Source organism: Terrabacter carboxydivorans, from assembly GCF_039532035.1.
GTDB classification, from domain to species: domain Bacteria; phylum Actinomycetota; class Actinomycetes; order Actinomycetales; family Dermatophilaceae; genus Terrabacter; species Terrabacter carboxydivorans.
The window spans coordinates 1-20,088 of the sequence record NZ_BAAARE010000039.1; the positions used below are offsets into that span (position 1 = coordinate 1).

The window sequence follows — 20,088 nt, forward strand, 5'->3', positions numbered from 1 at the left end:
ACATCACCTACTGCCGCACCTTCGCGGGGTGGGTGTACGCCGCGTTCGTCATCGACGTCTACTCCCGCCGGGTCGTCGGCTGGCAGCTGGCCAAGAACCTGCGCACCGACCTGGCCCTCGACGCCCTGGAGATGGGGTTGTGGGACCGGGCTCGCGCCGGCCGGGACACGACTGGCCTGATTCACCACTCCGACAAAGGAGTTCAGTACGTCGCTATCCGCTACACCCAGCGGCTGGCCGACGCCGGCGCGGTGGCCTCGGTCGGCTCGACCGGTGACTCGTACGACAACGCCCTGGCTGAGGCGTTCAACTCGCTGTTCAAGGCCGAGCTGCTCCGCAACCGCGGGCCGTGGCGCTGCATCGATGACCTCGAGATCGCGGTCGCGGAGTACATCGACTGGTTCAACCACCGCCGCCTCCACGGCGAGATCGGGCTCATCCCGCCCGTCGAACTCGAGGACCAGCACTACCGACACGACCGCGTAATGGCTACCGTCGAAACGTCAGTTCCGAGCCTCCACTAAACCCGGAACGGGACAGTTCATGGCCGGAACCTTACAGAGTAAAGTCAATCAGTTCAGGAATCCTGACCTAGATTACTGCGGTCCAGACGACGGTGGAGCCCATAAGCTCGGACCTTGGTCAAGTCCCTTGACCTCGATCCTCATCGACCTCGGCTCCGAAAGGCTTGGATTCTCGGGTTCTTGGAGTGGGGTGCAGGAATGGATCATCGGCTCCCTTGCCCGGGAGACCGCCTGCGAATGAGTCCGTAAGGTCATCGGTAGCACAGGCCTAGTGCTGGCCACCTCCAACATGCGGGACCCCGCGGCCTGAAGCGGGGTACTGCGAAGCGAGCCCTGTCATCTGGGTGAACAACCCGCGAAGCTTGGTCGGGAGGAGCAAGGGCGGCCAAACGACGGTGCCGCGGCTACGGGGTGAGCGCATCCTCGACACCTCGGACCCCGCCGGCCTGTCAAGTGGTCGAGCTGTCTCCTCGTCAGCAGCGTCTCGTGCACTGGTCGAGACGCTCTACGCCGGCCACGTCAAGGCGAGCGAGCGTTGCTACGGCGAGCCGGAGACCTGGATGTGACGGCGTGGGATGATGGACTCATATCCATCGAAGCCGAGGCCCGCGAACCCTTCTATGCCAACGTCGACGAGTTCGTTTGCGGCTATCTCCTTCCCAACTGGCGCCTGCCTTGCGGCTCGGGAGGCATCACCTGGTGCGCGCGATGGTGGGAGCACGCCGAGGCGATCACCCGCCTCGAGGCCCTCTGGGAGTCCTGGGAGCGGTCCCGTATCGTCGAGGGCGTCGGCATGGCGGTGTGGTGGCGTGACTACGCCGATCCCCACATGGCTATCCTCACCGACGCCCAATCTGGGCCGTTCACCAAGTGCCGTGCTGATCTCGACCGCCACGAGCTGTTGCCGCTGTGGCAAGCGGTCCCCGCCCCCCATGGCCTATTTCGTGACGCAGCCTTGGAGTAGTTCCCGGGTTGCCCACGGACGATGGTGGCTGAAGGCCCACGGCTGTGTCCGCCTCGCGCTGGCGTGAACTGCTTCTCACGGATGGTTGCGTTGGAGTCTAGGAGTGTCGGGTGGGGGGATGATGTGGCAGATCTGGTCGTCGGTGCAGTCTGTTGGATCGAGTCGGTTGCTGCGGCTGATGAGACCTTCCAGTTCGCGTTCCAGGGCTCTCAGTTCTCGCTGTCGAATGTGGACGTCGTGCAGCTTGGTTGAGAGCAGGTCGCGGACGTGGCCGCAGGGCGTGGCGCCTTCGCTGCGCAGTTCCAGGATGGTGGCGATTTCCACCAGGGTGAGCCCTGCCCCTTGTCCGCTGCGGATGAAATGGAGCCGGGTCAAGGTTTCCGCGTCGTAGACCCGGTAGCCGTTCGGACCGCGCGGAGGTTGGGGGAGCAGACCTCTGCGTTCGTAGAAGCGGATGGTCTGGGTAGGCAGTCCCGCGGCGGCGGCGACTTCTCCGATGCGCATGAGCTCAACCTACGCCTTGACCTTGTACCTTGGATCAAGGTCTACGGTCGGGCGCATGGACATCACACTGCTCTACTTCGAGGGCTGCCCGAACTGGAAGACCGCGGCGGAGCGGCTGACCCTATTGGCGGCCGAGCGACCGGACATCACAGTGACTCACCGGCTGGTGGAGACCCCTGAGCAGGCGGAACGTGCCGGGTTTCTGGGTTCACCCAGCATCCAGGTGGCTGGAGTCGACGTCTTTGCCGAGCCAGGTGCGCGGGTGGGGCTGGCATGCCGGCGGTACGCCACTCCGAACGGCTACGAGGGCGCCCCAACACTCGAACAACTGCGGAGGTTGCTTTCAGATGCGTGACCGGAGTTCCGCCCTCGCGCCACTAGCCGCCGTCATCGGAGTCCTCGGGCTCTGCTGCGGCCTCCCCGCGCTTCTGTCGCTCGGAGCGCTGGGAGCAGTTGCTGGCGTGTCTTTGCAGAGCTGGGGACTGATCGGCCTCGGACTCGCGCTCGCCCTCTTGGGAGGGGCGCGGTGGGCAAAGAGCCGACGGACGGCTGATGCCTGCTGTCCCGTTGGCGGCCCGAACGCGGTGCCCGACCCCAAGCCTGAACGCACCCCTGACACCTCGACGAAGGGACTCTCCTCATGAGCCGGACGTTTGACCTGATCGTGATTGGGGCTGGGATGGCCGGTGTTGCGGCCGCCAACAAGTGCGCCGCCCAGGGCTGGCGTGTAGCCATCGTCGACTCCCTGCCTTACGGCGGCACGTGCGCGCTCCGGGGATGCGACCCAAAGAAGATCCTGCGCCGGGGGGCCGAGGTCATCGACAGTGCCCGCCTCATGCGCGGCAAGGGCATCGATGATGCGGGACTCGCCATCAACTGGCCGGACCTCATGGAGCACAAACGCGGCTTCACTGATCCGGTCCCGCAGAATATGGAGGATGCTCTTGCCGGTAACGGAGTCGAGACGCTCCATGGGTACGCGAAATTCGTCGATGCTCGTGAGATTGAGGTCAATGGCTCGTCCTACGAGTCCGCCCGGTTTCTGATCGCGACAGGCGCCAGGCCCCGCCCGCTGGACTTCCCCGGCCACGAATACCTGATCGACAGCACCGACTTTTTGGACCTCGACGCCCTCCCCGAGCGGATCCTGTTCCTGGGTGGCGGCTTCATCTCGTTCGAGTTCGCTCACATCGCCGTGCGCGTCGGCAGTAGCGCGGTCATTGTCGACCGCGGGGATCGCCCGCTGAAGAGCTTCGACCCTGACCTCGTCGAGCTCCTCGTTGAGCGCAGCGGAAAAGTCGGCGTCGACCTGCGGCGCTCCTCGACCATCGCTGCTGTCGAAGTGGGCGATGGGGGCTACAAAGTCACGCTGGAGCGTGGGGGAGTTCGCGAGACGATCGAGACCGACCTCGTCGTCCACGGCGCGGGACGCATCGCTGACCTCGCCGCCCTGGGTCTCGATGTCGCTGGTGTGGACTGGGACGAGCACGGAGTGAGTGTGAGCGAGCATCTCCAAAGCAAGACGAACCCCGCCGTCTGGGCCGCGGGTGACTCTGCCGACACCGCTGGTATGCCGCTGACGCCTGTAGCGGTCGCGGAGGCCAAGGTGGCAGCGTCCAACATGATCAAGGGCACCACGACTGTCCCGAACTACGCCGGGATCCCGACCGCCGTCTTCACCATCCCCGAACTCGTGCGCGTCGGCATGCTCGAGGCCGAGGCCAAAGAGCGGGGCATCGACGTGACCATCCGCTTTTCAGACACCAGTGGCTGGTACTCGAACTACCGGATCGGCGAATCCGCCGCTGCCGTCAAGGTACTCATCGACCCCGCGAACGACCAGATCGTCGGCGCTCATCTGCTGGGACCCGGATACGGCGAGCTTGTGAACATGTTCGGCCTGGCTATCAAGCTGGGACTGACCGCGCGCCAGCTGAGGTCAGCCACAGCCGCATACCCGACGGCTGGATCCGATCTGGGCTCCATGCTTTAAAGGATGGTGCACGCGCCGACCCGTAGCGGCCCCATGGCCGCGGCGACGCGAGATGCGAAGTCGCAGCGGCGTCCTCCTCGCATGCTCAGGTGGGCTCGCATGCTCAGGTGGGACGAGCAGCCAGGGGCATCATCGACTCGATAGCGCTGCCAAATGCTGCGATGCGGGGCCGACCGCACCAGCCCCCCGCAGGTCGGAGCGCGACCATCGCGAGGCCTCGGCGACAGCAGCTCGGAGCGCCGCCCCTGATGGGTGTCAGATCCCAATTCGTCAGAGCTACTTCCTGGCAGCCGCACGGGTCGACGCGCTGGCTGCCCGCACTCGGGCCAGGCCGGTGCGCTCGCACCCCGGCCTTGCGACATCGAGTGCTGAGCGCGCCACGCGCGGTCACAGAGATGCCCGGGAGCAATATGCACCGATTGCCCCAGAAATACATCACGCGTGATATTTTCCGAGAAAGAGAGGTGCCACCTTGTGAGCACATCAACGAACCTGAGACTGGATGACCAGCTCTGCTTCGCCCTGTACGCGGCCACGAACGCGGTCACCAGGGCTTACCGTCCGCTGCTTGAGGCTGTCGGTCTGACCTATTCGCAGTACCTGGTGATGATGGTGTTGTGGGAGCGCGACGCCCAGCCCATTCATGAGATCGCATCCCGTCTGAACCTGGCCTCGCACGCGGTGACCCCGATCGTGCACCGGCTCGAGACGGCCGGCCTGGTCAGTCGTGCTCGGGTCGGCCAAGATCGTCGCGTGGTCACCGTGGCCTTGACCACGGCAGGTGCCGAGGCGGAGGCCGCGGCGTCCGCGGCCCAGTACGCCGTCGTGGACCAGACACGCTTGTGCGGAGCCGAGCTCACGGACCTGCGCGACCACCTGCGCGATCTGGTCTCCCGCATGAACGACACCTCAGCGGCCCCTGCCGCGACCACAGACCCGATCGGTGACGACGGAAGGGAACGGGTCACCACGCACCGTCCTGGCCCGGCGTCCGCGACCGGCACCCCACAAACGAGCCACGCGCCTGGAGCTTGCTAGTGGTGACGGCAGTTGCGCGCCGAGCCCCGGGCCGTTCCACACCCTCAAAGAAGAGGTCCCACCGTGCGATCCCACCGTGCGAACACTCCACCACGACGTCCGCCCTCAGATGAATGACCCCCAGCCCGTGGACGCCACGGCTTCCTCCCTCGGTCGCGACGCCCCTAAAGACCACCTGTCGGCCTTGTTGCAGCGCACGGCAGTGGGCGACGAGACGGCGTTCGCGCAGATGTACCAGATCTCGGCACCCCGCCTGTACGGCATGGTCCTGCGAGTCGTGGGAGAGGGCGGCGGCCACGCGGAGGAGATCACCCAGGAAGTGTTCCTGGTCATCTGGAGCACCAGCGCCCAGTTCGACCCGTCCCGGGGAAGCGCCATGAACTGGATGCTCACCATCGCCCACCGCCGGGCCGTCGACCGCGTGCGCAGCGCCGAAGCAGCCAACCGACGAAACTACACCTGGGCCATGGAGCAGCCGAACTTAACCGGCATGGACGCGACCGCCGAATCAGCCCATGCCTCGATGGAGGCTGCACGCGTCCGAGCGGCGCTGTGCTTGCTTCCCGTCAAGCAACGCACCGCCATCTTCCTCGCCTACTTCGCCGGGCAGAGCTACACGCAGGTCGCCACCCATCTCGGGGTCCCGACTGGCACGGCCAAAACACGTATCCGCGACGGGCTGCGCAGCCTCAGCGACAGCCTCGCCACTACGCCCGCCTCGGCCTAGCTGGCACACGAGCGCGGCGGCGGACGCAACGCTCCTGACGTTAAAGCAGCAACACACACCTCGTACGGGGCTGGGCCGGTGTGGCGTCGTCCAATGGAGGCGCCGCCGCTGGACGACGCCCTCGGCGACCCGCCTGGTCGATCTCTCGTCCACGGACTGGTGCCGGGCATATGCGATTGCCCACGCTGCCGCCCAAGGGTGCGATCATCCGTCGCACCTCCACGCTCGACGTGTTGCGACGACAGCTGAATCCGCCCTGCAACCCGCGGTTCGTCCGAGAGACACGCTCAGCAAATACCCGGCAGGCACCCAGCAAAGACCCAACAGGGGCCCGCAGAGACCCAACAACCACCGTGGCGTCCGTGTCGGCGGGCGACGGGTTCAAGGCTGCCGCGCCGTCGGTGGCCTGGCGGATCAGCTGAGTCGGTCCCTTTACTGTGGGGGATGGGGCAGAAGCGCCGCGAGCTCGTTGAGAGATGACGCCTGCAGATCGGCTGGTAGGAACATGCTGGGGTAGGTCGTACCGGATCGATTGATCCAGCAGGTAGCCAGTCCGGCCTTGCGGGCTCCGTGGATGTCCCATGGGTGCACCGCTACAAGCATGGCGTCTTCGGCCTTCACCTGACAGGCTTCGAGCGCATGATGGTAGGCGGCGGCTGCAGGCTTCCAGGCCGGAGCGTCCTGCACGGAGAGCAGGGTCTCGAAGCAGCTGGCGATGTCGTTGCGGTTGAAGAGAGCCTGCGCGACCGTGGTGGCGCCGTTGCTGAGAGTTACCAGGCGTAGCCCCGCGTCGCTGAGCGCGCGGATGCCGGCGACGACGTCGGCGTGGACGGGTAGTTCGGCGAAGCCGCCCATGATGTGTGCGACGGCACGCTCAGTGTCCGTCCCTACCTCCCCCAGCAGTAGTCGGAGCCCGTCGGATGCCAGCTCGGCGAAGGACGGGTTGTCCGCGGTGACCGTGAGAGCAAAGCCGTCGCGCAGGAGTGCCGCAAACCAGGTGGTGGCGAGGTGCTCGGGCAGACCGACGTCGCTGAACCGGGTGGCGACCGGCGCCATGTCCGAGAGGGTCTCGTTGACATCGAAGATGATGAGACTGGGTCGCCGGGCAGCGCCCTGGTCCCGGGGACCTGACGTGCTGAGGTGCGTCATGGGGTGACTCCTTGTCGCTGCGGTCGTAACTGGGGCTGGCATGCCGGCCTCGCCGGCTGATGCTCTGGTCCACGTACCCGGACCGGTGTAGATGCGCGAGCTTCTGAGCCGAGAGGCCAGCAGAGTGCGGTGCGCCCCTTTGGCAGGTTCCAGCATGTGCCGCAGCCCGGGTCACGGACGTGGTCACCGGAGGGCGCAGCTGCGGTCTGCCGTGTCCCCGCGGCCAGCGTTAGTTCGGCCACGTCGCCAGAAGGACGCCGTAGATCGGTACGGCCACCTACTGCCGCTGATGCGTCGAGGCAGGGCGCCCGTCTTGGCTTGTTCGTGAATCGGATTCTGCTGGAATGGGAACACGTGGCAGTCGTTGCCGGGTTCCCCTGATGTGCCCGAGCCCATGAACGATGTCGATGCCCGGGACCAGAAGGACGCGTTCCGGCGGTACGTGCAGCCCGAGCTGGAGGTCCTCCTGCGCGTGGCTCGCACCTTGACGGGTGACGCGGTCGATGCAGAGGACCTTACGCAGGAGACCCTCATCCGGGCCTATCGCGCAGTCGGCCGCTTCGACGGCCGACACCCGCGCGCGTGGCTTCTGACGATCATGCGGCACACACACCTGAACATGCGCCGGCGACAACGACCTGACACGGTGCCCGACTGGGACGCGGTGCAGACGGCCCGTCCGGCGTTCGGCGCCTCGACGTCTCGCAGCGCCGAGGACGAGGTCATCGACCAGCGCCTGCATCACCTGCTCGCCGAGGCCATCAGCGCGCTGGACTCCCGCTACAGGCAGGTCCTGTGGCTCATCGACGTCAACGACCTGAGCTACGCGGAGGCTGCTGCCACGCTCGGGGTTCCGGTCGGAACCGTCATGTCGCGCCTCAGTCGCGCGCGGGGCCGGGTGCGTAGGCACCTGGGTCCCGACATCCTCATCTCTCGGAGGCTCTCATGATCACCCCGCTTCTCCGGATGGTGACGTGCCACTGGACTGCTCGGCGGATCCAGCGCTATCTCGATGCGGACCCATCCGCGCCGTTGACGCCCGGGGAGGTCGCTCGTCTGGAGTCGCACCTCGCCATCTGTGAACGGTGCACTCGGCTGGGCGAGGAACACCAGGTGCTGCGCAGGGCCCTGTCTCATTGGCCGGGCAGGGCCCTGCCAGACGAGGAGGCGGTTGCCCGCCTGCGCAGCTTCGTCGATGAGCTGATGAGTTGATGAGTGAGGATCCGAGATGAGTGAGGTACCCCTGAAGGGCCAGGCGAACGAAACATGCGCCCCCGGCCAGCCCAGCGACCCGAAGGACCCGTGGGATTTGGTGGTTCTCGGCGGTGGCACGGCCGGGATGGTCGGTGCGAAAACCGCGGCTCGGCTCGGAGCCCGGGTGCTTCTGGTGGAACGCGCCCAACTCGGCGGTGACTGCCTCTGGACCGGATGCGTGCCGTCGAAGGCTCTGCTCGCCTGCGCGGAGGCGGCGGCCGGCGCACGTCGGGGCGCCCCGCTCGGCGTCGAGGCTAGGCAGGTGGGCGTCGACTTCGCGGGCGTCATGAGCCATGTCCGCGGTGCGATCGGGCACATCGCCCCGGAGGACTCAGTCGAGGCGCTCCAAGGGAGCGGCGTTCACGTCATGCTCGGAACTGGAACGTTCACTGGGCCGCGACGTCTCGATGTCGATGGTCGACAGGTGCAGTTCCGTCAAGCGCTGTTGGCGACCGGTGCCGCTCCGGCGCTGCCGCCCATCCCGGGTCTGCTGGAGTCGAGTCCGTTGACCAGTGACACGATTTGGGCACTGTCCGAGCTTCCCGGTCGTCTGGCGGTGCTAGGCGGCGGAAGCATCGGCTGCGAGCTGGGTCAGGCCTTCTCCCGGCTGGGATCCCAGGTGGTCCTCGTCGAGGGAGCGGACCGGATCCTCCCACGCGAGGACGAGGAAGCGGCGGCGGTGGTCACCGACGCGCTGACCGACGATGGTGTCAAGGTCCGCACGGGCGTCACAGTTGTCCAGGTGGTGGGTAGCAGCGGTGTGGGAGGTGCTCTGCTGCTCGACGACGGATCCAGGGTCGACTTCGAGCACCTGCTCGTGGCCGTCGGCCGGTCGCCCCGAACGCGAAACCTAGGCCTGGATGCGTCGGGGATCGAGACGGACCCGCGCGGTTTCGTCGTCGTCGACGCGCGCCTGCGCACGACCAACGCTCACGTCTGGGCTGCCGGAGACCTGACCGGTCATCCGCAGTTCACTCACCTGGCTGGTGTGCACGCGAGCACGGCCGCGACCAACGCTGTGCTCGGGCTCCGCCGGAAGGTCTCGCTCTCGGCCGTGCCCCGCGTGACCTTCACCCACCCCGAGGTTGCCGCGGTCGGGCTGCCCACGCAGCGGAGCCGAGACGGCCTGCAGGTGCGGTCCTGGCCCGACAGCCACGTCGACCGCGCTGTGGCCGAGGGCCAAACCACCGGGTTCACCAAGCTTGTCACCGACCGACGTGGGCGCATCCTCGGCGCCACCGTCGTTGGCCCGCGCGCGGGTGAGACGCTCGCCGAGCTGACCCTGGCGGTCCGATTGGGGCTCACGACCCGGCAGCTGGCCGGCACGACGCATCCGTACCCGACCTTCGGGGACGGCCCGTGGAACGCGGTCATCGCGAACGTGCAGGATCAACTGACGCGACCTGCGACGGCCATGGTCATCCGTGGGCTGCGGACCGCTCGCAGGTTCGTGAGCCGTCGGTAGGCGGTAGCTGCGATCGCCCTAGCAGACTGACGCTGCCGGACCCCGGGATGGAGGCGCGCTCAGGTCAGGGCTGCGAACCCGGCGATGATGCGTTGGCCCGCGCTGAGCGCGACGACACCAGCCCAGGCGATCGCGATACCGCCGGCCCAGCCTGGCACGAGCAGCCAGAGGCTGTGCACCGCGATGGTCTCGGCGCCCTCGGCGAGGCCGCCCAAGAAGCTGAGAGAGCGACCGTCGTCGATGCGGCGGCCCGTGCGCTCGGCGATGGAGGAGAACGCGAGGAACGCCGTGCCGTTGATGTAGTAGGCGAGCATCACCAGCAGGAAGGGCCACCAGGGGGCTACCTGGGCCCGGCTGGCCCCGAGAGCCACTCCCACGACCGTCGTCCCGTAGACGACGAAGTCCGCCGTGATGTCGAAGAAACCTCCCGCGGGGGATCCGGACCCAGCCGCGCGGCGCCGGGCCAACGGCCCGTCAAGACCGTCGAAGGCCCGCGAGACCAGCCACAGCACCAAGGCCAGAGCCCAGAGCGTCCCGGCTGCTGCGGCGGCGCTGCCCAGGCCCGTGGCCAGGCCGGCGGCCGTCAACCGGTCGGGCGTGACCCACGGAACGTCGATCAGCTTCGCGCCGCGGGCCAGCGGGTCGGCCAGGCGACGCCGAAGCCGAGCATCGAACACAGTCACGCACCTGCTCTGCCACGGGAGAGCCGCCGAGCCACGACGGCGCCACCAGCCATGAGCACCAGCAACGCCAAGCCAGCCCACGTGAGGCGGCCCGGCTCTGCGATGGCGAACGCGCCGGCGGCCACGTAGATGACCGTCCCGGGAAGAATGCCCAGGGCAGTACCGAGCGTGTAGTCGCGGACAGCGACTCTCGACATGCCGGCCAGGTAGTTCACAGCGGTGAAGGGGGCCACCGGCACCAGCCGCAGCGCCAGGACCGCCGCCAGCCCATGCCCCCCGAGCCGGTCGAGAACCCGCTGCCGTTGCGCTTGAGGCGACCTGTGCAACACGCTCGGGCCGACCCGACGGGCAATCGCAAACGCCACGAGAGCCCCAACCATGGCGGCAAACCAGACGAGCGTGACACCGTTCGGGAGCCCGAAAGCGGCTCCCGCCAGCGCCGACAGGACGTTCTTTGGCACCGGGAAGAGGGTCACGACCACGTAGAAAAGGGTGAAGACGAAGGGCGCAGCAGACCCGCCCTTGGCGACGAACGCGTGAACATGTGCTGGGTCCAACGCACCGGTCCAACACAGCATCACGGCACCGCCTAGGAGCGCCACGCCGAGCAGGACGACCCGCCCCGTCCCGCGGGCCATTCCGGCCCGCGCGCCGCGCTCGGCGTGTTGCGTCACCTGAAGTGGCTCGGCTAAGGGCGCTGGCTCTGGCTCGACGTTCATGGATCTCCTAGGACCGGTGGACGCCTTGGGAAGCCGCTGAGTCCCCCGCCGTGTTCCCGACTCGACCGATCAGCCGTCACCAGCATCCTGGAGGGTCCATGCCACGAGCCGAGTCCTACGCCGGTCCCGGCCGTCTCCGACGCAGCCGGCAGTGGTCGTCCGTGCTGGTCGCCTGCCTGGCAGCGGCTGCCTGTGCCGCTCCAGCGACCACGGAGGGACAGGCGGCGCAGACAGCACCGTCCGGACGTTCATGGACCGAGGTGACTCGCGCGGCCCGCGGAGCGACCGTCTCTCTGTGGATGTGGGGCGGCGACCCCAAGGGCAACGCCTACGTCGACGATGTCTTGACCCCCGCAGCCCGACAGCTCGGGATCACCGTGCGCCGAGTGCCCGTCGCCGACACGAAGGATGCCGTCAACCGCGTGCTCAGCGAACGTCAGGCGAACGTCACGGACGGCGCCGTCGATCTCGTCTGGGTCAACGGCGACAACTTCACGACGGGCGAACAAGCCGGTGTATGGCGGTGCGGGTGGACGCAGTCGCTGCCGAACATGGCCTACACCGACCCTGCTGATCCTTTGCTGGCCACCGACTTCGGCACCCCGGTCCACGGGTGCGAGGTGCCATGGCACAAAGCGCAGTTCGTGCTGGCCTACAACGCGGCGAAGGTGACCGCCCCGCCGACCAGCCTGGAGGGGGTACTTGCCTGGGCGCGTCAGCACCCGGGACGGTTCACCTACCCCGCACCTCCGGACTTCACCGGGTCCGTGTTCATGCGCGAGGTCCTGTACGCCACGGCGGGTGGCTATCGCCAGGTGCCGTCTGGCTACAACCAGGCGGCATACAACCGGCTCACGCCAGCACTGTGGACGACGCTGAGAGATCTCGCTCCCAGCCTGTGGCGAGGCGGGCAGACCTACCCGCGAGACGCAGTGGCCCTGGACAAGCTCTACGCGGACGGGCAGATCGACATGACGATGACCTACGGGCCGGCCACCCTGACCGACCTGGTGGCCAACGGCACGTTCCCGAAGGCCACTCGCGTCCTGAGCCTCAAGGGCGGCACCGTCGGCAACGCCAGCTTCCTGGCGATCCCGGCCACCTCCGGGCACCAGGATGCCGCCATGGTCGTGGCCAACCTCGCGCTGTCCCCGCAGCAGCAGGCCGCGAAGGCCGACCCCAGGACCTGGGGCCAGTTCACCGTCCTGGACACCTCCCGGCTGCCGCCCGGCCCGCGGGGGAGATTCGCCGAACTCCCGAGTTCACCCGTCGTGCCCGCCTACCCCGTCATGTCCAAGAACGCCCAGCCGGAGTTGTCCGCGTCATGGGTGACTCCGTTGGACGACGGGTGGCGCCGCGCCGTCCTGGAACGCAGATGACATTCATCCGGAAGGGGAGGGCCAGAGGGCGGCGTAGCGTGACCCTGGTAGGCCCGGCGGCCGTCCTGGTAGCGGCCGTCGTCGGAACGGGCCTGCTCGCTCTGGTGTTGACGGCCACCGGGCTGATGCCCCTGGCGGGGCAGCCCCGGTTCAGCTTGGACGCGTTCACTTCCCAGGCCCCGGACCTGCTCACCTCGGCCCGAGAGAGCCTGCTGATCTCCATGTCCGCTACCACGATCTCCGCGGCCGTCGGGCTGGCGGTGGCTCTGCTGCTGGTCCGTGCCGACCGCCTGACGCGCTGGCTCACCGCGGCAGCCGCGGCTCCAGTCCCGGTCGCTCACATCGTCGGGGCCGCCTCGTTCGCGCTGCTGTTGTCCGACTCCGGTATCGCCCGCCGGGCGTGGGGGTCGGTCACCACTCCTTGGCCCGAGCTGGTGGGCGGACCGTGGCCTGTGGCGATCGTGGCTGAGTTCGCCTGGAAGGAGTCGGCGTTCGTCGCCCTGGTGATCACCGCGTCCGTGGCACCTCGGTTGCAGGAGTACCTCGAGGCCGCCTCGATGCTGGGTGCGGGGGCAGGTGCCCGGCTACGTCACGTCACCCTTCCGTTGGCGGCACCAGCGCTGTACGGCACCGGCGTCATCGTCTTCCTGTACACGCTCGGCTCCTATGAGGTTGCGTGGGTCCTCGGCGCGGCTTACCCCGAGAGCCTTCCCGTCATGGCGTACCGCCTGTTCGGGTCGATCGATGTCACGACACGGCCCCAAGCAGCGGCGGTCGCGCTCACCACGACCCTGATGGCTCTGGGGGCGGCCGCGGCCTCTGCTCCGCTCATCCGCCGCGTGAGCGCACGATGACCCGGCACCCTCCTCGTTCCAGCGCCAGCTCGCCCGCCCCGCTCCAGCCAGCTCAGCAGCGACCTCGACGTCGTCGTGATCCGCATGTGCCGGGTCGTGGTCGAACCCCGTCCGGCCGGCGCCGTGTCGCGATCTACCTGACGGCCGCGGTGGTCATCGGCTGGTTCGTTCTGCCGCTGCTGCCGGTCATCGCCTGGGCCATCGCGGACCGGTGGCCGTACCCGTCCGCACTCCCACAAGAGCTCGGCGTGCGTGGCTGGGAGTCGGTGTGGACTGCGGGAACCGCCCGCGCTGTCGCGAGCTCGGCGGCACTCGGGATCCTCGTCGCGGTCGCGGCGACAGTCCTGGGTTCGGCCGCTGGCCGTGCCATCGGGTGGCGCCTCACGCGACACCCCGCCGTTGCCGCGCTCCTGCTGCTGTCCCCGGTCGCGTTGCCTCCGTTCGCGGTCGCCGTGGGACTAAGTGCCGTGGTTCTCCGCGCCGGCATCCCTGAGCCCGCCGCGGTGCTCGCAACGCTGACGGTCTACGCGCTCCCATACACCACCTACGTGGTCGCCGCCCGCTACACGGCTCTGGAGCCCGGGGCCGAGGAGCAGGCCAGGCTCCTCGGCGCCACCAAGTGGCAGGCGCTCCGTCACGTCACACTGCCCGCCCTGCGGCCGGCCATCGCCGCAGCCATGTTCTTGGCATTTCTGGTCGGCTGGAGCGACTACGTCGTGACCCTGGTCGTCGGTGGCGGACAGCTGGTCACGCTCCCCATGCTCATCGGTGCCGCCGCCTCAGGCACAGGCAACGAACCCGCTGTTGCGGCTCTGTCGCTCCTTTCCGTTCTGCCACCGCTGCTCGCGCTGTTGCTCGGGCGTCTGGCATCCGACCGGCTGGGCACCGACCGGCCGAGCACGTCCTCGGAGCAGTCGGCCGAGGGCCGGGCGTTCCCGCAGGCGCCGGCGCCGGTCCGGGCCGGTACTCACGCGCTCCAGACGCAGCTCGCCGCCCAGAGCCGGGACACGTTCGCCGAGGGGAGACTCCATGACCAGAGCTGACGAAGCCACGGTCGAGCTCAGCGACGTGTACTTCACTCATCCGGGCCGTGATCGGCCGACGCTCTCCGGGGTCGATCTGTACATCGAGGCCGGCGACATGCTCGCCCTCATCGGCCCGTCCGGTTCAGGCAAGACGAGCGCCCTGCGGATCCTGGCAGGCCTGGAGGAACCCGACCGCGGCGACGTGCTGGTCGAAGGGGTGAGCCAGCTGGGTGTGGCGCCGGAACGACGCTCGATGTCGATGATGTTCCAGCGCCCCTTGTTGTTCCCGCATCTCAGCGTGGTCGACAACGTGGCCTTCTCCGCCCGGGTCAGCGGCGTCGCTCGTGACGCCGCTCGCGACCGCGCCCGCGCATTCCTTGACCTGGTGCACCTACCCGAGCTCGCCCTGCGTCGTACCGCACAGCTCTCCGGGGGGCAGGAACAGCGCGTCGCACTGGCAAGGGCATTGGCGGCCAGCCCTCGCGTGCTACTCCTGGACGAACCCTTCAGCGCCCTCGACCCAGGAGTGCGCGCCAGCATGCACGACCTGCTCGCCGAGGTTCGCGCGGTTCTGGAGCCGACCACCGTGATGGTGACCCACGACCTGGACGAGGCAGCGCTTGCCGGGCGCGTGGGGGTGCTGGTGGACGGCACCATTCACCAGATAGGCACGGTCGCCGCCCTATACCGTCGTCCCGCCTCGCTTGCCGTTGCCCGGGTGCTCGGTGGCTTTTCGGAGGTCGACGGCCAGATCACCGGCGGGGCCCATTGGTCCGGGTTCGGTGGGTTCCCCCTAACGCGGCAGGAACTGGAGCAGGTCGTCGCCTTGCAGAACGTGACCCGTCTAGGCATCCCCACGAGCACACTCCTGGTCCGGCGAGAGGCGCTGCGCGCCACAGCGGTCGGCGACCCATCGTCAATGTTCACTGCCAGAGTCAGCGCGGTGCGACAACGCGGCCCTGTGCGCACCGTCGTGGTGGTCCCGGAGGAGCAGCACCCCGGCACGGCTTCAGCACGCCTCGAAGTCGAGGTTGATACCCGAGCTCAAGATTTCTCAGCGGCGGATCGCGGCGGCCGCGTCGGGGTGTCGCGCACCGGGGTTCCGGTCGCGCTGATCTGCGACGCTTCCGGCGCTGCGGGCCTGGAGGCGACTTCATCTCGTTCGAGTTCGCCCCTATCGCAACCCCCGCGGACAGCTCGCCGGTGATCATCGACCCCGGCCCCCTGCTGACGGCCTTGGACCCACACCTCGGGCGACCCGACCCCCGATCCCAGCCGTGACCGACTCCCGCCTTGGCGGCGCGCGGAACCCCAGACGTAGCCGGGTGCAGTCGGTCAGTCCGGCGGCTGCAGTTGGAATGAACCACCCGGCAATCATATCCGTACGGTTGTGCGGATATGATTGGTCTCATGACGGAACCCCTGGTCCCTAGCCCCGATCGTTCTCCAAGTGCGGCCCAGATGCCCGCATGCGGTTCCGGCCCCGTGGTGAAAGGCGAGTTCGTGGTCCGCGAGTTGCAGAGCGTGCTGGGGGAGGCCCGCGCGGCTCTGCGGCGACGACGCGCCGAAAACAAGACGTCGCAGCAGTCGCACGCCGGTCGACACCTCGAAAATCTCGAAGACCCGCAGACGAGGAGCACGTTCTGATGCAGGTGTTGGAAACGATCGGTCGCAGTATGGACGAGGGTTGGTGGATGTTCTACGACACGTTCTGGGCGTTGGCGTTGGGCTTCGCTCTGTCCGGAGCGGTCCAGGCGTTCGTGTCTCGGCGAGCGATGCAGCGCTCGCTCGGTGACCATAGGCCCGGCACGGTCGTGAAGGCATCGTTCTTCGGCATGGTCAGCTCGTCGTGCTCGTACGCCGCAAGCGCGTTGGGCAAGAGCCTGTTCGCGCGCGGTGCCGACTTCACGGCCTCGATGACCTTCATGTTTGCCAGCACGAACCTCGTGCTGGAGCTCGGTGTGGTGCTCTGGTTGCTGATCGGGTGGCAGTTCGCGGTCGCGGAGTTCGTCGGCGGCGCAGTGATGATCGCCTTGCTGGCGCTCGTGCTTCCACGTGCGGTTCCGACCGCGCTGCTCGAGCAGGCCCGAGAACGCCTCACCGGTGGAACTTCGGCGGGTGTGGAAGCCGCGGACGACAACGAGGCGGCGGAGGCAGGTAGCGCTACCAGGCTGCGCAGCCGTGCGGGCTGGTCGGATGCCGCGGGTTACGCCATCAGCGATCTGAGCATGCTGCGCAAGGAGCTGGTGATCGGTTTCGTCGTCGCGGGCTTGGCCTCCGTCGCAGTTCCGGTGTGGGTGTGGCAGGCGCTGTTCCTCACTGGCTCCGGGTGGCTCTCCGGTGTGGAGAACGTCATCGTCGGACCGGTCCTGGCGTTCCTGAGCTTCGTCTGCTCGGTGGGTAACGTGCCGTTGGGCGCCGCGCTGTGGAAGGGCGGCATCAGCTTCGGCGGCGTGGTGGCGTTCATCTTCGCCGACCTGCTGGCCCTGCCCCTGGTGTTGATCTACCGCAAGTTCTACGGCACCCGGCTCGCGGTGCGGCTCTCCCTGGTGTTCTGGGCCGTGATGAGCGTGGCTGGCCTCATCACCGAGGGGCTGTTCCGGCTGTTGTCGCTAATCCCGGGGCACCGTCCCAAGGCAAGCATCGCCACCATCCACCTCGGCTGGAACTACACCACCGTGCTGAATGTGGTCGCCTTGGTAGCCTTCGGCTATTTGTACTGGCTCTACCGCAACCGCGACCGTCTTGGCGGTGGCGCGGGACTGGCCAAGGACGTCGTGTGCGGGATGCAGGTGCGCGCCCAGGATGCACCAGCGCGTGCCCGCCATGCCGGGCACGACTACTACTTCTGCTCCGACCGATGCCACGACCGCTTCCTCGCCGCCCCCGAGACCTTCCTCAATCAGAACCCTGGGCAGGGCCGCGACTCAGGCAGCGGTGACAGACAAGCTCTCGAGACCGACACCCCGGCTCCCGGGCTCGATCCGGTGTGCGGGATGACCGTGGACCCCGATAGCGCGGCGGCACGTGCCGAGCACCATGGCGCGACGTACTTCTTCTGCTCCACCGGCTGTCGGGACGCCTTCATAGCGGACCCAGCGGCCTTCACCGCCGCCCAGAGCAGCCGATGACGGGGGCGGAACGGGCCGCCCCGGTGAACGCCCACGCGGTGGCACAGGCGCAGGAGCGTGTGCCCAGCACTGAGGACATCTCGCGGCTCACGGGACTGCTGTCGCTCATGACCGACCCAGTGCGCCTACGAATCCTCTACGCCCTCGACGTGTCCGACGAGCTGTGCGTCGGTGACTTGGCGATCGCGCTGGACCTCAACGAGGACCAGGTCACCTACGCCCTCCGGCTGCTGCGCACCGCCGGGCTGGTCCACACCCGCAGGCAGGGCCGCGTCGTCTTCAACCGACTGGCCACCGACTTCCCGGAACCACTACGCGAACACTGCCTACGGCGACTAGTGGAGCTCACACGTCGAGTATCCGAATCCCCAGATCTCTGACCGTGCCCGCGCGTGGTGCGGCACCGGCGGCCGGATGTGGACACGTTCATCCCAGCCGGGAGCACAGCAGCGTTAGCGCCACGTCGGCGAGCCGGAAACGCTGCCTGATAGCCAGCCCCGAGCCGGTCGTCGAGGGTTCACCGGGGCAGTCAAGAGCCGTTCCTCGGCCGCGAAATCCGGTCGGAGGCAGACAGCACTGCGGACGCGGACGGTCGGTCGTCGGGAGTGCGGGGGCGCCAGAGCATCCCGACGACGCCGTCCACCATGACGGCGTCGCCGCCGAGTTGCCGGGTGTCCTCGACCGGGCGGGCGAGCCGCTCGCCGTTCCAAAGAGCGTGGGCGTAGGTGAGCAGCGTGCGTGGTGAGTAGACCCGCCACCAGGGGGCGCGGCGGAAACCGAGTCGGGCGTACAGGGTGCGGTCGGGGTCGCTCAGGACGAGGCCGGGCCAACCCAGGTGCCTGGCCAAGGCGGCGAGCCGGTCGGCCGGACTGAACCCGACGAGGACCAGGCCGACGGCGGGGTTGTTGTGCTGCTGGTGCACCTGGACCAGGTGCTGTTGGCAGGGCAGTCAATGCCGGTGACGCATCAGGACCAGCAGGTGCACCCCCTCGAGGGCCCCAAGATCCAGGCTCCTGCCGGAGCGGGCGTCGATGACGGTCGTGCCGGCGAGGCTCAGTGCGGTGTCATGGCGTCGTGGCATCGGAGCCTCCTGAGCGGATGGCGAAGAACAGCCCGGCCAGGACGGTGGCCAGCGCTGTTCCGCCGGACAGCTGGAGAGCTTCCAGGGCCGCTCCGTCCGGGTGCCGCAACGTCGGACCTCGGAGCAGGTCCAGTCCGGACATGACCGTCGCGGCCAGTGCCGCAGCAATGCCGCCGGCTGCGGCGGCTAGCAGCACCGCCCGCGTCTTGCGTCGGACGGACGACAAGTTGGAGATGACGAACCAGGGCAGCGCTCCAGCCACCAAGACGGGGGCGAGGTGCCACGTGGTGGTGGGCCGCCAAAGCGCCAGTCCCAGCCACAGCAGTGCCATGCCCAGGGTCCACGCGATGCCGCGGCCGACAACGCCTCCACCCCGGCCCTGCTGCCCGTCTGGCGCCAGGCCGGCGGCAGCCATGACCTGCTCGAGTGAGGGGTTGACCAGGGCCTGCTGCCAGACGAAAACGGTCGGGACTGTCTCATCCCCTCCGGTGACCTCGCGGACTCGTGCCGCCGCGAGCGGATCGGACCAGATGTCGTGCTCGATGGTTTGGACCCCCTCCATGGCTAACCTGCGGCGCAGCCGCGCGCAGAACGGGCAGCCAGGCCGCCACAGCACCTCGATCGTCATGTGCGCTTCCTCCCGTTCCGTCCCTGGGTAGCCGCAAAGGCGCCCGCTATACGCGAAACCCGGCGAGCTGCGCCTCTGCTTCCCGGCTGACTGTCGGAGATAGGGCTTCGGCCCAACGTGGGTCCACGGCGCGCTAAGCCTGCTCTAGGGGCCCGAGGCCGCGTCGACCAGCCGATGTGGCTGTGGCTGAACGTCTAGGGGCAGGCGCCGAGCCGTTCGCTCGTGGTGAAGTCGAGCTTTCGGGGAGGCCGCAGACGTCGTTGACATGGCCCACCGCACCTTAGGCGAGTCGGTCCTCTCCTGCTCCGCTCCCTGTTCTACCCACCCTCCAGACGCGTCGCATCGACGGCCCAGGAGGTGCACTGCAGGAAGGTGTACTGAAGCTGACCGGCTCGACCGGCTTGAAGGCGGCGGCCGCCGTCGCGAGCACAACGGAAGGAAACGAGCCATGACCATGACCACACGCGCGACGGCGCGACAGCGTGACCTCGCGGAGCGGCTCGTGACCGGCGCCCGCTGGCCTCACCTGTGGAGTCGTCTTCGGCTGCTCATGCAGGTGATGGGAATGATCGAGATGATCGCCATGATCGTCGGCAGCTCATCGACCGCCGCCGCGTGGACTGTCCACCTCGTGGTCTCCGCCGTGATCGGTGCCGGGGTCGGGCTCGTCCTGGACAGCCGGGGCACGTCGGTGCCGATGGGGTCGGCGCAGTCTCATCTACGGCGCCTCTGGTGGATCCTGGGCCCGCTACTGCTGATGCCTGCCAGGCTCGGCGTGCCGGTCCTCGCCGTCACCCCCGACGCGTGGAAGTCGATGATGGGCCACCTGATCTTCGGTGCGGTCTAGGTGTACTCGGCCTGGACGTTGGTGACGGGTAGGCGTTGACGATGAGGAGAACCTCCGGGTGAGGTGTGGAGTGTCTAAGTCCCGCACCGCCCGGAGGTTCTCGTGTCCCACGCTAACGCCCGT

The 20,088-nt window shown here is 68.1% G+C and carries 24 protein-coding genes; 17 read left to right on the forward strand and 7 right to left on the reverse strand.

The window, feature by feature from the left end; genetic code table 11:
- Together ABD297_RS22735 and ABD297_RS22740 are read left to right on the forward strand one after the other, a co-directional pair.
- Positions 1-524 (forward strand): IS3 family transposase (locus ABD297_RS22735; RefSeq protein WP_344257421.1); only part of this gene is annotated, 524 nt, incomplete at its 5' end.
- A gap of 562 nt (positions 525-1,086) precedes the next feature.
- Positions 1,087-1,488 carry a DUF4913 domain-containing protein gene (locus ABD297_RS22740; protein WP_344257422.1) on the forward strand — a complete coding sequence of 134 codons (402 nt, stop codon included), beginning with the start codon at positions 1,087-1,089 and terminating at the stop codon, positions 1,486-1,488.
- 75 nt (positions 1,489-1,563) lie between these two features.
- On the opposite strand, the gene ABD297_RS22745 is transcribed toward ABD297_RS22740, so the two are convergent.
- Positions 1,564-1,992 carry a heavy metal-responsive transcriptional regulator gene (locus ABD297_RS22745; protein WP_344257423.1) on the reverse strand — a complete coding sequence of 143 codons (429 nt, stop codon included), beginning with the start codon at positions 1,990-1,992 and terminating at the stop codon, positions 1,564-1,566.
- A gap of 55 nt (positions 1,993-2,047) precedes the next feature.
- Here ABD297_RS22745 and ABD297_RS22750 point away from each other — a divergent pair, with 55 nt between their 5' ends.
- From ABD297_RS22750 to ABD297_RS22765, 4 genes are all read left to right on the forward strand, one after another.
- Entirely contained in the window at positions 2,048-2,347 is a 300-nt protein-coding gene (locus tag ABD297_RS22750) for a DF family (seleno)protein (protein ID WP_344257424.1), read from the forward strand.
- A gap of 285 nt (positions 2,348-2,632) precedes the next feature.
- The gene (locus tag ABD297_RS22755; RefSeq protein ID WP_344257425.1) at positions 2,633-3,985 is read left to right on the forward strand and encodes a dihydrolipoyl dehydrogenase family protein; all 1,353 of its coding nucleotides are present in this window, start codon (positions 2,633-2,635) and stop codon (positions 3,983-3,985) included.
- Between the two features lie 474 nt (positions 3,986-4,459).
- Entirely contained in the window at positions 4,460-5,023 is a 564-nt protein-coding gene (locus ABD297_RS22760; RefSeq protein ID WP_344257426.1) for a MarR family winged helix-turn-helix transcriptional regulator, read from the forward strand.
- Between the two features lie 127 nt (positions 5,024-5,150).
- Positions 5,151-5,750, forward strand: coding sequence for a sigma-70 family RNA polymerase sigma factor (locus ABD297_RS22765; RefSeq protein ID WP_344257427.1), 600 nt, complete (start codon positions 5,151-5,153; stop codon positions 5,748-5,750).
- 432 nt (positions 5,751-6,182) lie between these two features.
- On the opposite strand, the gene ABD297_RS22770 is transcribed toward ABD297_RS22765, so the two are convergent.
- Positions 6,183-6,899, reverse strand: a complete 717-nt coding sequence (locus tag ABD297_RS22770; RefSeq protein WP_344257428.1) for a haloacid dehalogenase type II — start codon at positions 6,897-6,899, stop codon at positions 6,183-6,185.
- A gap of 394 nt (positions 6,900-7,293) precedes the next feature.
- Here ABD297_RS22770 and ABD297_RS22775 point away from each other — a divergent pair, with 394 nt between their 5' ends.
- From ABD297_RS22775 to ABD297_RS22785, 3 genes are read left to right on the forward strand one after another with little or no spacing between them, the layout of a single operon-like run.
- Positions 7,294-7,848: an RNA polymerase sigma factor gene (locus ABD297_RS22775; protein ID WP_344257429.1), complete on the forward strand. Its 555-nt coding sequence runs from the start codon at positions 7,294-7,296 to the stop codon at positions 7,846-7,848.
- Positions 7,845-8,111 carry a zf-HC2 domain-containing protein gene (locus tag ABD297_RS22780; RefSeq protein ID WP_344257430.1) on the forward strand — a complete coding sequence of 89 codons (267 nt, stop codon included), beginning with the start codon at positions 7,845-7,847 and terminating at the stop codon, positions 8,109-8,111. Before ABD297_RS22775 ends, ABD297_RS22780 begins: the two co-directional genes overlap by 4 nt.
- Positions 8,112-8,127: 16 nt before the next feature.
- Complete coding sequence (locus ABD297_RS22785; protein ID WP_344257431.1) at positions 8,128-9,618, forward strand: dihydrolipoyl dehydrogenase family protein; 1,491 nt, start codon at positions 8,128-8,130, stop codon at positions 9,616-9,618.
- 59 nt (positions 9,619-9,677) lie between these two features.
- On the opposite strand, the gene ABD297_RS22790 is transcribed toward ABD297_RS22785, so the two are convergent.
- Together ABD297_RS22790 and ABD297_RS22795 are read right to left on the reverse strand one after the other, a co-directional pair.
- Positions 9,678-10,301, reverse strand: coding sequence for a CDP-alcohol phosphatidyltransferase family protein (locus ABD297_RS22790; RefSeq protein ID WP_344257432.1), 624 nt, complete (start codon positions 10,299-10,301; stop codon positions 9,678-9,680).
- Positions 10,298-11,020 carry a TVP38/TMEM64 family protein gene (locus ABD297_RS22795; protein WP_344257433.1) on the reverse strand — a complete coding sequence of 241 codons (723 nt, stop codon included), beginning with the start codon at positions 11,018-11,020 and terminating at the stop codon, positions 10,298-10,300. The genes ABD297_RS22790 and ABD297_RS22795 overlap by 4 nt, the downstream gene beginning before the upstream one ends.
- A 98-nt stretch (positions 11,021-11,118) precedes the next feature.
- Between ABD297_RS22795 and ABD297_RS22800 the strand changes: the two genes are divergently transcribed.
- From ABD297_RS22800 to ABD297_RS22830, 7 genes are all read left to right on the forward strand, one after another.
- Positions 11,119-12,399 carry an ABC transporter substrate-binding protein gene (locus tag ABD297_RS22800; protein ID WP_344257434.1) on the forward strand — a complete coding sequence of 427 codons (1,281 nt, stop codon included), beginning with the start codon at positions 11,119-11,121 and terminating at the stop codon, positions 12,397-12,399.
- Between the two features lie 104 nt (positions 12,400-12,503).
- Positions 12,504-13,253 carry an ABC transporter permease gene (locus tag ABD297_RS22805; RefSeq protein WP_344257435.1) on the forward strand — a complete coding sequence of 250 codons (750 nt, stop codon included), beginning with the start codon at positions 12,504-12,506 and terminating at the stop codon, positions 13,251-13,253.
- Positions 13,254-13,339: 86 nt separating this feature from the next.
- Entirely contained in the window at positions 13,340-14,296 is a 957-nt protein-coding gene (locus ABD297_RS22810) for an ABC transporter permease (RefSeq protein WP_344257436.1), read from the forward strand.
- On the forward strand, positions 14,283-15,485 hold the full coding sequence (locus ABD297_RS22815; RefSeq protein WP_344257437.1) for an ABC transporter ATP-binding protein: 1,203 nt from the start codon (positions 14,283-14,285) through the stop codon (positions 15,483-15,485). Before ABD297_RS22810 ends, ABD297_RS22815 begins: the two co-directional genes overlap by 14 nt.
- 203 nt (positions 15,486-15,688) lie before the next feature.
- Complete coding sequence (locus ABD297_RS22820) at positions 15,689-15,925, forward strand: hypothetical protein (RefSeq protein WP_344257438.1); 237 nt, start codon at positions 15,689-15,691, stop codon at positions 15,923-15,925.
- 47 nt (positions 15,926-15,972) lie between these two features.
- Positions 15,973-17,409, forward strand: a complete 1,437-nt coding sequence (locus ABD297_RS22825; RefSeq protein ID WP_344257439.1) for a permease — start codon at positions 15,973-15,975, stop codon at positions 17,407-17,409.
- Between the two features lie 59 nt (positions 17,410-17,468).
- Positions 17,469-17,789 carry an ArsR/SmtB family transcription factor gene (locus ABD297_RS22830; protein ID WP_344257440.1) on the forward strand — a complete coding sequence of 107 codons (321 nt, stop codon included), beginning with the start codon at positions 17,469-17,471 and terminating at the stop codon, positions 17,787-17,789.
- Between the two features lie 149 nt (positions 17,790-17,938).
- Here the strand turns inward: ABD297_RS22830 and ABD297_RS22835 are convergent, their stop codons facing one another.
- Genes ABD297_RS22835 through ABD297_RS22845 form a run of 3 tightly spaced genes read right to left on the reverse strand, consistent with a single transcriptional unit; the run spans position 17,939 to position 19,118 of the window.
- A complete protein-coding gene (locus tag ABD297_RS22835) occupies positions 17,939-18,331 on the reverse strand; it encodes an AhpC/TSA family protein (protein WP_344257441.1) in 393 nt (130 codons plus the stop codon).
- 27 nt (positions 18,332-18,358) lie between these two features.
- Positions 18,359-18,490, reverse strand: coding sequence for a hypothetical protein (locus ABD297_RS22840; protein WP_344257442.1), 132 nt, complete (start codon positions 18,488-18,490; stop codon positions 18,359-18,361).
- Complete coding sequence (locus tag ABD297_RS22845; protein ID WP_344257443.1) at positions 18,474-19,118, reverse strand: glutaredoxin domain-containing protein; 645 nt, start codon at positions 19,116-19,118, stop codon at positions 18,474-18,476. The genes ABD297_RS22840 and ABD297_RS22845 overlap by 17 nt, the downstream gene beginning before the upstream one ends.
- A gap of 448 nt (positions 19,119-19,566) precedes the next feature.
- Between ABD297_RS22845 and ABD297_RS22850 the strand changes: the two genes are divergently transcribed.
- Positions 19,567-19,965 carry a hypothetical protein gene (locus tag ABD297_RS22850; RefSeq protein ID WP_344257444.1) on the forward strand — a complete coding sequence of 133 codons (399 nt, stop codon included), beginning with the start codon at positions 19,567-19,569 and terminating at the stop codon, positions 19,963-19,965.
- The last annotated feature ends 123 nt before the right edge of the window (positions 19,966-20,088 follow it).

Excerpts from the sequence above, each read along its gene's own strand:
- ABD297_RS22745 (WP_344257423.1), bottom strand. The coding sequence starts at position 1,992 with ATGCGCATCGGAGAAGTCGCCGCCGCCGCGGGACTGCCTACCCAGACC.
- ABD297_RS22750 (WP_344257424.1), top strand. The coding sequence starts at position 2,048 with ATGGACATCACACTGCTCTACTTCGAGGGCTGCCCGAACTGGAAGACC.
- ABD297_RS22755 (WP_344257425.1), top strand. The coding sequence starts at position 2,633 with ATGAGCCGGACGTTTGACCTGATCGTGATTGGGGCTGGGATGGCCGGT.
- ABD297_RS22770 (WP_344257428.1), bottom strand. The coding sequence starts at position 6,899 with ATGACGCACCTCAGCACGTCAGGTCCCCGGGACCAGGGCGCTGCCCGG.
- ABD297_RS22775 (WP_344257429.1), top strand. The coding sequence starts at position 7,294 with ATGAACGATGTCGATGCCCGGGACCAGAAGGACGCGTTCCGGCGGTAC.
- ABD297_RS22780 (WP_344257430.1), top strand. The coding sequence starts at position 7,845 with ATGATCACCCCGCTTCTCCGGATGGTGACGTGCCACTGGACTGCTCGG.
- ABD297_RS22785 (WP_344257431.1), top strand. The coding sequence starts at position 8,128 with ATGAGTGAGGTACCCCTGAAGGGCCAGGCGAACGAAACATGCGCCCCC.
- ABD297_RS22795 (WP_344257433.1), bottom strand. The coding sequence starts at position 11,020 with ATGAACGTCGAGCCAGAGCCAGCGCCCTTAGCCGAGCCACTTCAGGTG.
- ABD297_RS22800 (WP_344257434.1), top strand. The coding sequence starts at position 11,119 with ATGCCACGAGCCGAGTCCTACGCCGGTCCCGGCCGTCTCCGACGCAGC.
- ABD297_RS22815 (WP_344257437.1), top strand. The coding sequence starts at position 14,283 with ATGACCAGAGCTGACGAAGCCACGGTCGAGCTCAGCGACGTGTACTTC.
- ABD297_RS22820 (WP_344257438.1), top strand. The coding sequence starts at position 15,689 with ATGACGGAACCCCTGGTCCCTAGCCCCGATCGTTCTCCAAGTGCGGCC.
- ABD297_RS22825 (WP_344257439.1), top strand. The coding sequence starts at position 15,973 with ATGTTCTACGACACGTTCTGGGCGTTGGCGTTGGGCTTCGCTCTGTCC.
- ABD297_RS22840 (WP_344257442.1), bottom strand. The coding sequence starts at position 18,490 with ATGCCACGACGCCATGACACCGCACTGAGCCTCGCCGGCACGACCGTC.
- ABD297_RS22845 (WP_344257443.1), bottom strand. The coding sequence starts at position 19,118 with ATGACGATCGAGGTGCTGTGGCGGCCTGGCTGCCCGTTCTGCGCGCGG.
- ABD297_RS22850 (WP_344257444.1), top strand. The coding sequence starts at position 19,567 with ATGACCATGACCACACGCGCGACGGCGCGACAGCGTGACCTCGCGGAG.